11 protein-coding genes are annotated in these 13,141 nt (G+C 46.6%); 1 reads left to right on the forward strand and 10 read right to left on the reverse strand.

Annotated elements, in window-relative coordinates; translation table 11 throughout:
• Positions 1-6: 6 nt before the first annotated feature.
• The 10 genes from HP570_RS12480 to HP570_RS12525 form a co-directional block, all read right to left on the reverse strand.
• A complete protein-coding gene (locus tag HP570_RS12480; RefSeq protein WP_173625973.1) occupies positions 7-1,080 on the reverse strand; it encodes a glycosyltransferase in 1,074 nt (357 codons plus the stop codon).
• Positions 1,081-1,107: 27 nt separating this feature from the next.
• On the reverse strand, positions 1,108-2,058 hold the full coding sequence (locus HP570_RS12485) for an NAD-dependent epimerase/dehydratase family protein (protein ID WP_173625974.1): 951 nt from the start codon (positions 2,056-2,058) through the stop codon (positions 1,108-1,110).
• A complete protein-coding gene (locus HP570_RS12490; RefSeq protein ID WP_012686202.1) occupies positions 2,055-2,858 on the reverse strand; it encodes a glycosyltransferase family 2 protein in 804 nt (267 codons plus the stop codon). The genes HP570_RS12485 and HP570_RS12490 overlap by 4 nt, the downstream gene beginning before the upstream one ends.
• On the reverse strand, positions 2,855-3,901 hold the full coding sequence (locus HP570_RS12495) for a glucose-1-phosphate thymidylyltransferase (RefSeq protein WP_012686201.1): 1,047 nt from the start codon (positions 3,899-3,901) through the stop codon (positions 2,855-2,857). Before HP570_RS12495 ends, HP570_RS12490 begins: the two co-directional genes overlap by 4 nt.
• A gap of 122 nt (positions 3,902-4,023) precedes the next feature.
• Entirely contained in the window at positions 4,024-5,196 is a 1,173-nt protein-coding gene (locus HP570_RS12500; RefSeq protein ID WP_173603909.1) for a glycosyltransferase family 4 protein, read from the reverse strand.
• Positions 5,177-5,599 carry a hypothetical protein gene (locus HP570_RS12505; protein WP_142496141.1) on the reverse strand — a complete coding sequence of 141 codons (423 nt, stop codon included), beginning with the start codon at positions 5,597-5,599 and terminating at the stop codon, positions 5,177-5,179. Before HP570_RS12505 ends, HP570_RS12500 begins: the two co-directional genes overlap by 20 nt.
• Before the next feature lie 105 nt (positions 5,600-5,704).
• On the reverse strand, positions 5,705-6,388 hold the full coding sequence (locus tag HP570_RS12510; protein ID WP_012686199.1) for a DnaD domain-containing protein: 684 nt from the start codon (positions 6,386-6,388) through the stop codon (positions 5,705-5,707).
• A gap of 120 nt (positions 6,389-6,508) precedes the next feature.
• Positions 6,509-7,798 carry an asparagine--tRNA ligase gene (asnS, locus tag HP570_RS12515; protein ID WP_173625975.1) on the reverse strand — a complete coding sequence of 430 codons (1,290 nt, stop codon included), beginning with the start codon at positions 7,796-7,798 and terminating at the stop codon, positions 6,509-6,511.
• Between the two features lie 217 nt (positions 7,799-8,015).
• Positions 8,016-10,901: a WIAG-tail domain gene (locus tag HP570_RS12520; protein ID WP_173625976.1), complete on the reverse strand. Its 2,886-nt coding sequence runs from the start codon at positions 10,899-10,901 to the stop codon at positions 8,016-8,018.
• Between the two features lie 422 nt (positions 10,902-11,323).
• Positions 11,324-12,490: a serine hydrolase domain-containing protein gene (locus HP570_RS12525; RefSeq protein WP_173625977.1), complete on the reverse strand. Its 1,167-nt coding sequence runs from the start codon at positions 12,488-12,490 to the stop codon at positions 11,324-11,326.
• A 171-nt stretch (positions 12,491-12,661) separates the two neighbouring features.
• Here HP570_RS12525 and HP570_RS12530 point away from each other — a divergent pair, with 171 nt between their 5' ends.
• Positions 12,662-13,105, forward strand: a complete 444-nt coding sequence (locus tag HP570_RS12530; RefSeq protein ID WP_064200002.1) for an Lrp/AsnC family transcriptional regulator — start codon at positions 12,662-12,664, stop codon at positions 13,103-13,105.
• The last annotated feature ends 36 nt before the right edge of the window (positions 13,106-13,141 follow it).

Consider the following 13,141-nt stretch of genomic DNA (forward strand, 5'->3'; position numbering starts at 1 on the left):
ACCTCATCATTTTTTCGACACACGCAAATAGAGCTCTTCTAGCTTCATCCGTTGCTTATGGATGTCATGGTTTTTTTCTACTTTCAGTCGAGCCTCTGTCGTGATCTGTGTCCACTCGTGACTTTCTGTTAGTACACGGTTTATCATTTTCCCGAGCGCAGTCGGTGATTTCTCCGGAACCAGATACCCCGTCACTTTGTTTTCAACCAGCTCCGGAATCCCCGCGTGATAGGTGGAAATGACAGGGCGTCCGCTTGCCATCGCTTCCATGATGACATTGGGAATTCCCTCTTGGTTGCCATTTCGCGCTGTCTTGCAAGCGATGATGAATAAATGGCACTTGGCCAGTTCGCGCTGGACTTCACGATGTGGCAGAGCTCCTTTGAGCACGACTTGTGTGCCTAGCCTGTTTTTCTTAATCAGTCGTTTGAGCTTCTTTTTTTCTTCTCCATCACCGACGATGATTAGCTTCGCCTTGGGATATTTTTTATGCACATGCGTAAACGCCTTGATTAGCGTATCCATCCCCTTTTTTTCAGTCAGTCTCCCTACGCTTAACAATCGGTACTCCCCATGATCCACGGGCTGTGGCGGTAGCATGGGAAATTTGCGCAAATCAATTCCCGAGCGGATAAGGGTAATTTTGGACGGAGGACAGCCGAGACGAATCAAGCGCTTTCTCATGTGATTGCTGACGACTGTAAAAGCCTGGCCCTTTCGAAAGAGACGCATAAGGGACCGTCTGTACACTGGATTTTCTTTTACACGCTTAGTCGCATCAAAGCCGTGAAAGGAAGTGATCAGGGGGAGCTTGCTTTTTTGTGCATAAGGAAGCAATTCTAACCCGGCAGGGCCAAAACGGGCATGCAGGCATTTAAAATTTTTTCGTCGCAGCCAAGTGGAGAGGCCGGCCATATGCTTGCGCACATAGACCGGCGAATAAGGAAATTGTTTTTGATTAAAGGCTCGCTGTCGGGTCAACACGACGGGTTTGACCACTTGATGTCCAAGCAATTGCTCGTAAATGAATGTTTCACTCTTGGGAAGAAACTTTCTGCGATAAACGAGGACCCGATGCATGCAACTGGCCTCCTTTATGGACGGGTGTTACCCCTTCGATTGCGAACGCATCTCTGCTAATTGATGGCGAAGACCCTCTTCTAGCGTCACTTTTGGTTTGTACCCCAAGCGCTGTTGGGCAAATTGGATGTCCGCACAGGTTCGTAGGGAGTCACCTGCGGGCCCATTTTGATACGTGATGCGAGGGGTCAGATTCATTAACGTGCCCATGATGGATAGCACATCGATGAGCTTGATTTCCCGATCTCCCCCCACATTAAAAATGTCACCAGGAACAGCATGCTGTGCAGCCAGCAGATTCGCCTCTACCGCGTCTGTCACATACGTAAAGTCTCGTGATTGCTGACCATCACCATAGACGATGACCTGCTCGCCTTTCATCATTTGGCGAAAGAAACGATGGAAAGCCATATCCGGACGCTGTCTGGGACCGTATACCGTAAAGTAACGAAGCATGGTAACCGGGAGTCCATAAGCTTTCACATAAACCGAGCAGATTTGCTCCATCGCTTCCTTGGTCACTCCATAGGGGGAAACTGGGCGAAGCGGCGCATTTTCATTCGTTACGATCCCTTGCATCGTCCCGTAAACCGAAGAGGAGGACGAGACCACGATGACAGGTGGCTTCGGTCTTTGCAAGCAAGCCTCCAGCAATTCTTGTGTGGCCAAAATATTATGGCTAACATAATCAGCAAAGGATTTTCCCCAGCTGTTTCTCACACCCGGCAAGGCAGCGAGGTGAAAAACAGCATCGACGTTCTCGAGCCAAATGTCCCAACGCCCCGTCTGAAGCGTTGTCGAGTGGAAGGTGAAGGCAGGATGCTTTCCTATTTCGGCCAGATTACGTAATTTCGCAGCTACATCGTAGTTATCGATGAACCCGTCTATCCCGATGACTGTTACGCCATCGTTCAACAACCGCTGCGTCAAATGAGACCCAATAAAACCTGCACAGCCGGTGACAAGAGCTTTCTTCATCGCCTCCGACGCCTCACTTTCTTGAGCCTTCTAATGACTAAATAACCGTCCTTGTAACCATAGATGGCCTTGTACTTTTTGCCCCACCTATTCAGATAATATTTGAATGTTTTTTTTCTTAAATAATTTCGGCGGAACTTCATCTTGCTATCCGTGAGCTGACCTTTATGCTTCGTCCGGTTGTAAAGGATTTGGTTGATGTACCTCACCCGATACTTTTCAATTAATCGCAAAATGATTCGCCGATCCTCCATAATCCTTCCCTCGTATCGATCCGAGGTATCCCAACCACCCACTTGATGTAGAGCTTCTACGCGATAGCAACGTGGAGAAACCATCCAGCGATTGTACTTCAGAAACTGGTATTTATTATGAAATGTCTTGTGCTTCACCTTAATTGACTTGGTATATTTTCCATGCCGAACTTTCCAGATGTTCATGTTCCCATAGAAGAGAGCCGTGCTTTTCCTGCTTTTGTGAATGTACTTTTTAAGTACAGCCAGCGTTCGTTTCGGTAACCAGTCATCAGAATCGAGTTGTACGAGATAAGGGGTATCCACCATTGACAATGCCTTATTCATGACTTTGCCGATCCCAGAATTTTGTTCCATTCGATGATACATAATGTTTGGGTGATACATATATTTTTCAATTTTACTTCTGGTGCGATCGGTGGACGCATCGTCAATGATCAGCAGCTTCCAATCCTTTGAGGTTTGATTCAAGACGCTTTTGATGGCTTTGCGAATAAACTTGGCGCGATTGTATGTCGGAATGACTACAGTAAAGGTCGGATTCATACGTCCTCCCTCTTGACTGCCGGAATGCAAATGGACGATTTGTCGCTGACAATGAAGACTCCTGTACTGTTAGAAGATTGACCCGTCATCATCGATGAGCGTCCGAAAACACTGTTTGTTATTTTCCAAGCAATGTCTAGCAGCGAGCTGTTTTCCAGTAAAATACTATTTTCGATATACGAGCAATTTCTCAAGCTTACGCCATTTTGGATCGAGACGTACGGTCCGATTTGGCAATTTTCAATCACACAATCATCACCGATTCGTACGGGACCCGTAATCTTCGAATTTTTCACAACCGTTCCTTTGCCAATTTGATGTTGATTGCCTAGCTCCCTCGTAAGCATCCACTGGTTGGCCTCCAGCCAGCGATCGATGGTTCCCACATCCGAATATTTCCCGTTAGTGACGGAGTGAGCCAATTTGAATCCGCGATTTATCATCGATTGAATCGCATCCGTTATTTCTAGTTCGCCTCGGGGAGATGGTTGTAGGGTAGCAATCGACTCGAAAATAGGTGGCGTAAACAGGTATGCACCAATCACTGCCAGGTTGCTCTTTGGCTGACGTGGCTTCTCCTCTACAGAGATTAGTCGTCCTTTTTGTACTTCTGCGATCCCATAATCCTGTGGTCTCTCCACTTTACTTAGCATCACGACACCGTCAGATTTTCCCTTCGTAAACGCTTTTGTAAGCCCGTGAAGCGAATCCATCAATAAATTATCACCTAGTAGCAAGATAAACGGTTCGTCTTGCAAAAACGGTTGCGCTAGCTGGACAGCATGGGCAATTCCCAATGGTACCTCCTGCTTGATAAACGTAATGGTAGCCCCGAATTGACTACCATCGCCCACCATGGGAGGAATTTGTGATTGAGAAGGATGTATCACGATGCCAATGTCTTGAATGCCCACTTCACGCAGTTTGCGAATGCAATAGTGTAAGACCGGGTGATTGGCCACAGGGAGGAGGGTTTTCGGCTGCGAATAGGAAAAGGGGTGCAGTCGCGTCCCACGTCCAGCACACAAGATTAACCCTTTCACAAGTATCACTCCCCAGTTGTGCTCTGCGATACTTATAAGGTATGCGTATCTGGATAGCTGGACAGGGCAGACGTCCACATTGGTGCAAGAAAAGGCAACCACCTACTTCATTTCCACTCAAATTAGCCAGTTTTTAAAAGCTGCTGTTTCTCTTCTATTCGTGTTGGAACGACTGATTCAAATACGTTCAGATAGCCTTGCGCAGTTGCATACCAAGAAAAAAACTTTGCTCGTTGCAGAGCCTGTTTGCCCATTTCATTCCGGACAGCTGGCGAACTCCACAACAACTCCCACACAGCAGGCAATCCTTTTTCCCAATCTTTTGGCGGGATGATAAAGCCACTTTTCTCGTGGGCAACGACTTCACGAATGCCGCCACGTGGAGTGGAAATGACAGGCTTTCCGGCAGCCATTGCCTCTAAATTGACACGGCAAAACGCTTCTTTCCAAACAGACGGTGTGGCTACGACATCCCCAATTTGGTAGTAAAGCGGCATTTTTGCGGATGGGACGAAATTGACGAAGCGCACCTTTTCCCCCAAGGGCTTCGCAAGTCGTTTGAGCTCTCGAACATACGGATTTAGGCGATTGCTGCCGTATCCCGTCCCCCCCACAATCACGAGTTTGGCTTTCGGGTCTTGTTTGCTCACCTGGCGAAAGGCTTTGATCAGCACATGTACCCCTTTGCCGCGCATAAGTCGTCCGGCATAAAACAAGATGCGATCATCTGGCTTCAATCCGAGTTCTTGACGCATTTTTTTGACCGCTATTTTTGCAACCTGATAAGGTGTGACATCGACTCCGAGGTGAACTGCATGGATTTTATTGGCAGGAATCTTGCACGTCCGAATAAAATGTTGACGTAAAAATTCACTGTTCGTAATAAAACCTGTTGCCAGTCGAACGGCACGCTTCATATTTTCCTTGCTGATGATCGGCTGTGACCCGTATACATGAGAGTGCATATTCACAAAGACTGGGATCTTGGGAAAATGGCGTTTTAATGTGAGAACATAGATCGGTCTGTTTTCCACAAGAATGACATCTGGCTTATTTTTCTTGATATGATGAATAATCCGGCGCAAATATGGCTTTGGCCCTTGATACGGGACACGAATGAACCGCCGATTTTCTTCCACGGATGAGGTTGGGTAGGTCGCACATTGACGAGTGTAGATCGTCACGTTATGCATGGGCTCGATCATCTTTGTGACCTCGTCAATATCGTGTTCGACCGAGCTTCCTTTGACCGGTGGTACAGAAAAGGGACCCGGACTAATAATCGCGATGTTCATTTCGCTCGATCTCCCACTCCTTTTTCAGTGAAAGAACCACTTGGTACAAGTACTGCAATTGTTTAGCATGGTTTTCTTCAAGGTTCTCCCATCTTTCTTCCCATGAAGCAAGTGCCTCTTTCAGTTCCATCACTTCTTGCTCAAGCTGGTGAACCTGTTCCACGACGGCCTCGTCGGTCTCTCTCATAATAATTTCGAAGGTAGGCTCCAAGAGCAGTTCCTTCGGCTGCTCTGCTGTTGTATTTACGACCAGCTCCTGGACGTTTTCCGTTACTACCTCATCTTGTTTTTCATTGGCTTTTACGATTGAAATACGCTGAACTGCCTCATCTACAACATAGCTTCCTGAAAACACACCTGGTGTTACCCAATGAGACAGATCCCATTTTTTTCGTTTTTCCACAAGTTATCGCCTCCTGAAGCTTGCATCTACGTAATATGTTATGACAGACAAGGAAAATGGGTACGTGTACGGTGACATAGAAAAAACCGCTTGATTTGGATGAAATCAAAGCGGTTGCCCGTGGTCTCTCATATTTGCTTGTCTGCGGAAGTTCAAGCTGTAAAGACGTGCTTCTTCTACAGTTGTTATCTGTTGCTTTTGCCATTCGAGCAAGATCCGGTCAATATAGCGGATGTGGAGCTTGCCGACGGTTGCAGCCTCACGCAAAGCGGTCAAAATCAAGTCTTCCTGATAGCCGTCCTGTTCGGTCCACATGTGGATGTTCTCCAATTCAAACGGCGCTAGCGGGCGGCCAAATGCCTGTTCAAAACGAGCGTAAATGGCAACAGGTTCGGCATCCAGAGAAACGGCCACTTCCATAAAAGGGTCTATACTTCTCGGGTCTGCTTGCTGCTCCCGCCAGGTCTGGTACAGCTTTTTGTACAACGGTGTCAAATTATATTGCTCATGACGCATGCCAGTTTGTGGATCGATAAACTCATCTATCGTAATCCAATCTTCTTTTAATAGCTTTTGAAGAGATTGAATCAATCTCCTGCTTGTCATGGACATGCGTTCCTCCAGCTCTGTTAAGGTCGGGAATCGATTCCCTTCCTGCTGAAAGGACAGCAGATGAATCAGTAGCATCATCTCGTCATCAGTCAATGACATACGCTTATACATTTTCAAAAGAAGGTTGGAGACGGATGTTGCTCCTTCTTGCAACAATTGCAATATATGGGAGTCCATAACGCATATTCACCTCTGGGTTGGGATAACAAGGGAGTGCGTAAAACGCGCTGTCAAACAATAGGAACACCCTGCTGCCCTCGCGCAACAGGGTGTAGATCGTTCATCGATAAAGGAGCTCTATGGATAGAGACGATTCAGCATGCGTGGGAATGGAATGGTTTCACGCACATGATCCAGCCCGCAAATCCATGCAATGGTACGCTCCAGACCCAAACCGAAGCCGGAGTGAGGAACTGTACCGTATTTGCGAAGGTCCATATACCAGCGATAAGCCTCTTCCGAAAGCTCATGATCAGCAAAACGTTTCTCCAACAGTTCTGGATCATCAATCCGCTGGCTACCCCCGATAATTTCACCATAGCCTTCTGGTGCGATCATATCCGCGCACAGAACCACTTCTGGACGTTCAGGGTGTGGCTTCATGTAGAAAGCCTTGATTTCGGTAGGATAATGGGTGATGAAAACAGGCTTGTCGAAATGGTCCGCAATCATCGTCTCATCCGGTGCACCGAAGTCGTCTCCCCATTTAATCTCGCTACCTTTTTCCTGCAAGAGTTTAATCGCATCATCATAAGAGATGCGTGGGAACGATCCCGTTACATTTTGCAGTTTTGTTGTATCGCGCTCCAACGTTTTCAGTTCGCGCTCACAGTTTTTCAATACGGATTGTACCACATGAGAAACAAACGCTTCCTGAATACGCAGATTTTCTTCGTGATCTACGAAAGCCATTTCCGGCTCGATCATCCAGAACTCGATCAAGTGACGACGTGTCTTGGATTTCTCGGCACGGAAAGTTGGTCCGAAAGAGTAAACGCGACCTAACGCCATAGCGGCTGCTTCCATATAAAGCTGGCCGGACTGCGAGAGATACGCATCCTCATCAAAATATTTGGTATGGAACAGGTTGGTGGTACCTTCCGCAGAGGTCGGTGTCAAAATTGGCGGGTCTACTTTTACGAAACCGTTCTCGTGGAAGAACTCATACATGGCGCGAATCACCTCGGAACGCACAGCCATGACTGCACGCTGACGTGGAGAACGCAGCCACAGGTGGCGATGGTCCATCAGGAAGTCAACACCGTGTTCCTTCAAGGAAATCGGATATTCCTGGGCGATCTGAATAATTTCCACACCTGTTACTGTCAGTTCGTAACCGCTTGGTGCGCGGTCATCCGCACGAACTGAACCAGTTATGTAAAGTGAGCTTTCTTGTGTGAGCTGCGATGCATTCTCCCACACTTCTTCCGCTACTTCCGCTTTTACTACTACACCTTGAATGAAGCCGGATCCGTCGCGGAGCTGCAAAAATTGAATCTTGCCGCTGCTGCGTTTGTTGTATAACCAGCATCCCAGGCGTACTTCTTGTCCAACATGCTGCCCGATTCGGGCAATCGTCGTCAACATTGAATGATTCCCTCCATTTACCATGCCACGCAAATACAGACTAAGTATACCAAACAATTATACTATTGGGGGCCTGCAAATTCAATGAAAGTCTCCCTGTATAATGTTAACGATAAAATAATTATGTAAACTAAATATACATTTGGGAGACCTGATCTCAACATCGGCCTCCCTGCTTCTGAATCATCCATTCGCCCCATTGTTGTTTCCTACCGAATTATTTATCGTCCTCGCTATCGTATTCTTCACTACTTTCATAATCTTGCTCGAGGTCACTATCATCCGTGTCTTCTTCATCTTCATCCGTGTCGTGATCGTCCATGTCATCCTCGTCCATGTACGCATCTTCCCTGTCTTCATCATACGTATCTTCGTCGATCATGTCCTCATTTTCCATGTCTTCCTCATCTTCCTCATCTTCCTCATCCGTATCTTCGTCGACCATGTCCTCATCTTCAACATCTTCATCATCCGTATCTTCGTCGACCATGTCCTCATCTTCCACATCTTCATCATTCGTATCTTCGTCATCCACGTCTTCCTCATCAAAGTCGTGATCTTCCTCGACTTCTTCTGCCTCCAATTGTCCCCTCTCTGTTGACCAATCCAATATTTCGTGTGGGACATCTACTCCTTTTACTCCAATCCCGATCCAGTGAATCACACCAGTCGCTTCCTGCCCCTCCTGATTGCGAAATACGGTGATGAGCGCTGCAGTCCTTTTCGTGTATTTGAGCGATGTATAGATGCCCGGTTGATTTGTCATCGCCACCATACAATAATGTGTATCCGCAAAAGGCTGCGGCAATCGAACAATTACATCTGTAGACTTGCTTGTGGCAGAAAGCCTGAAGGGGACGAAACCGTATTGTTGCAAGGTTACTCCAATATGATTATGGGTCTCAATTACCGGAAAGGATAATTTCTCCGCATCAATGGACTGATTTGCAATGTGATGCGTAGTGACAGCTTTGGACGCAATTTTAGAACCGGTCACGGAGTCCTCTGCCAGTTTTTCCTGCGTAATGATCCGGTTTTGCAAATGCTGTTCTGTTATGCTCTTGCTAATCAGATGACTTCCTTTGAGCGTTCCTTCCTTAATATGTGTTCCATCCAGGCTGCCTTTTATGACATGAGCACCATGAACGGAATGGCTATCTAGCTTGCTCGCATCAATGCTCTGATCGGCTATTTTCTCTCGGGTAACACTGCCGTCCTGTAATTTTTCCTTGGAAATGGAGTTACCCTGGAGATGGTCCGCTTGAATGATGTGACTGTTGAGATGTGTAGATGAAATTGCTTTTTCCGCAATCTTTTCCCCCGTCACGGCTGATCTGCCTAGATGGCGGGTCTTGATCGCATCTTTGGCTATTTTGGGCGCTGTGATGACAGCATCACCAAGCTTGCTTGTCGTAATGCTAAGATCCGAGATTTTGTCTGTGGAAACAGATTCCGGCGCCAATTTTGAGGTGGTCACCAAGTGGTCATGCAAATGCTGGGTCTGGATGATGTACTCGCGTAGATGATTGCCCCCAATGATTCTGTCAGTCAAATGCTGTTCTTCCACAGATCTTCTTGCCAGCTTTTCTGAGCGAATGGTTCCGTCAATCAGATGTCGTGAACTCACGCTCTCATCGAGCAAGTGTTGCTCTCCTACACACCTGTTCGCCAATTTGTCGGCAGTGATCGCCTTATCAGCTATCTTGGCTGAGGTAATTTGTTGATCCCCAATTTTTTTAGCCGTCAGCATCCCGTCTTGCAAGTGACTCGATAGGACACTGCCAGCTTGTAAATGTGTGCTGCCAATTGATTCTTTGGCGAGCTTTTCTGCCGTGACACTGTTGTTGTCCAAATGCTCAGTCAATATCGCATAAGGCCCCACTTTATCGCTGGTCACCGCTTCTGGATGTAAATGCTGGCTATAAATGGCCTGAAATGCAATGTGATGATCTGTGATGCTGCCAGCGCTAATGTTGCTGCCATCGATTAGCTCTTCCGTGAGATGATGATGGTAAATGGAGCCTTCACGAATATGTTGAGACTCAATTGTATCTTCATCTATCTTTGTCGAAGTTACAGCTCCATCGCGTAATTTATCGCCTGTGACAGCTCCATCCTCAATCTTCACTGTGTTGATCACATAATTGGCGAGATTACTTGTTTGAATGGTCCCCATCTTTATTTTTTCCGAGGTAATCGATTGATCCTGAATCAACTCATTCGTGATCGCTTGCTCTTGAATATGCTTGCTCTGGATCGAGTGATCGGCAAATTTCATCGAGTCGATGGTTTTATCGGCTAACTTCTCGGAAGTAATGCTATGGTTGATCAATTTTTGCGCGGAAATCGAATAATCCAGCAAATGCTCGCCGCTTACGATTCCCTGCCCCAGATGATCCCTCTGTACCGCATGCGGGGCGAGTTTGGTGGAAGTTACGCTCTTGTCCGCGAGTTTACTGCTATCCACGGCATAATCCTTCAAAATCGAATTATCCACGGCGCCTTGCTTAATTTTGGACGCGTCAATGGCACGGTTCGCAATTTTTTCTGTTGTCACGGATTGATCTGTCAAGTCGTCTGTATAGACAAATGATTGGACACGATCATCATTTCGGTCTTTGATGACCTTCGAATAAAAGTTCGGATTAGCAGTTGAGCTCTGTTTGGAGGAAGCGTTTTGTTTGGAAGATACGTTCTGTTTGGAAGACGTATCCGGTTTGGAAGGCGTATCCGGTTTGGAAGGTAAATCCTGTCTGGAAGCTGAATCCCGTCTGGAAGTTGAATCCTGTTTGGAAGTTGAATCCTGTCTGGAGGTTGAATCCTGTCTGGAAGTTGAATCCTGTCTGGAAAACGAGTCCTGTTTGGAGGATAGGTCCTGCTTAGGTACTTTGGGAATCGGGTTTTGTTGCTCTTTCGGTGTGGCAGCAGAGATGGGAGGTATTCTGTGACTGCTCTCCAAATGACTTTCAAGCAGATTTAATTCGAGGTCTTCCATCCACTCCCGATCGGGTGATGATGTATATGAGAGCGGTAACTCGTGCATGGTCTGCCTAAAGGTTTTGCTCAGACTTTTGTTTGCTTTTCGCCGGTTCACATTGGCCATAGGGTCTCCTTGCCTCCTGATTTCATTCCCGTATCACCTTTGTAGGATATTCATCCATTTACTTATTTGGCACCGTGTCTACAAAATTGTTTCATCCTGATTTGCCCAAGTGGCCAATGTCCGAAGAAAATATAGTTTTAGACTTGAATTGTTGAACCTACGTGGAAGTCTGAATTGCAAAACCGTTAGACTCCGAAAAATAAGTTTTAGACTGGCTTCAATATAAAACCAGCCGTAGCCTTGGACCGGAAAAATAAAGTCCTAGGCTGCGGCTGGTTTATTGAACTCGTTCTCCGTTAAGTTGAACGACGGATTGTACTGCATGGTAAATTCTTGTCTCAAATTAACTTAGTAAGTGTAATCTGATATCCATCTAGGGTCTGCATACTCCGAATATTTGTTCAAGACAACGTTCTTTCTCTTTACTTAACTCCTCGAATACCCCTGTAGACAGATTCGCACAGCTCTGTTGTAAACCTGCCTGACATTCCTTCAAGCGCTGTATTGGTGAACGCTACTACGCTAAGCTCCTCTCTCGGATCAACAAACCAAGAGTGACCATAGGTGCCGCCCATCCGCCAAGTTCCCGGCGATTCCGGTGCATTGGCAGCCGCTGGGTCTTTAAGCAGCGTGAAACCAAGTCCAAAGCCTCGCCCCGGCCAATAGGGCATTACAAGGTTACCAATTTGATTGGTTGTCATTTCCGTAACAAGAGCCTCCGGCAGAATCGGATTTCCTCCCTGCCGCAAAGCTTCCAGCAGTTTAAGAAAGTCTTCTGCGCTGCCAATCATGCCGGCTCCCCCGGAAGGATAAGCTGTCTTATCGGTAAACCTGTTGGGCGAAAGGAGGAATCCTGCCGTCCCCTCCACGAATGGAACGGTATCAAAATCGTGCAAGCGCCGGGGCTCTCCAGCACTGTCTGCGTAAGCCGTAGTCAATCTGTCCGTGTCCACGGCCTTGAAATCCGTGTCCTTCATGGAAAGCGGATGAGTTACAAGCATCCGTACAGCTTCACTTAGCGGCATTCCAGTAACCTTTTCAATGACCGCTCCGAGCACGTCTGTTGCTATGGAATACCTCCACATTTTCCCTGGCTCATATAGAAGCGGGACAGAAGCGAGTCTTTGTAGATTCTCTTCAAGTGTAATTCCCGCCAGATCCATGCCGTCCGATACCCCGGCATGCTCATAAGTTCCCTTTTCTTCCTGAAAGAAACGGTAAGTTAAGCCTGCGGTATGCGTCATCAGATGGTGAACGGTTATGGGAACATACTGTCCGTTTGGCAGTTTGGGACGAAAGGTGGGCAACCATTTTTCCACCAGATCGTTTAACTGCAATCTCCCTTGGGAAATTAATACCAAGGCTGCCGTTGACACGATCGGCTTGGTTACCGAAGCATATCTAAACAAAGCATTTTCCTGCATCGGCCGTTTCTGCTCGCGATCGGCCCAACCAGCAGGCCTGCTGTAAACGAGGTTTCCGCCTAATGCAATTTGGACGACGGTACCCACGATCCTTTTTTCCTCAAGTGTGCGGTCAATTACCTCATTGACGCTTTTATGCACCAATTCCAGATCTATATTTCTCATGTTTCTCATCCTCTCCTGGTGTAATTTACTTGATTATTAATAGCAAGTGAGTTTATTATAGTAATAATTTCTGCTTCCTTACATAAAACAAACAAGTTAGATAAAGAGGTTTTCGATGATTCTAAAGGTATTTAAAAGAAATAACTTTAAAAATAAAGGAGGGCGATTTTCTTGGACGAAATCGATAAAAACATCCTGCTCCATTTGCAGAACCAGGCGAGATTATCAATGACAGATTTAGGAAAGCTGGTGGGACTGTCTCAGCCAGCCGTAACTGAACGTGTAAAACGCATGGAAGAAAAGGGCGTTATCGAGGAATACCGAACAGTCATTTCTTCGCAAAAAGTGGGTAAGCAATGCACAGCCTATATGCTTGTTAGGACAAGGAATTGCTATCCTTTCCTTGATTTTTGTCGTTCTTCACCGGAGGTCATGGAATGTTACCGGATAAGCGGAGAGCATAATTATTTATTGAAGGTCCTTACGGAAACAACCCAGGAGCTGGAAGGGTTTGAAAACCGGTGCGATCAATACGGAACCTATACGACTCTGATCGTAATGTCTTCACCGATCGCTTATAAAAATCTCATTGGAGAACCGAATTTGCTTGCATAAGATTTAATTTTATAATCCCAAAAAAATGAATCCGCC

The sequence above is a fragment of the Brevibacillus sp. RS1.1 genome (genome assembly GCF_013284365.1).
GTDB lineage: Bacteria > Bacillota > Bacilli > Brevibacillales > Brevibacillaceae > Brevibacillus > Brevibacillus brevis_D.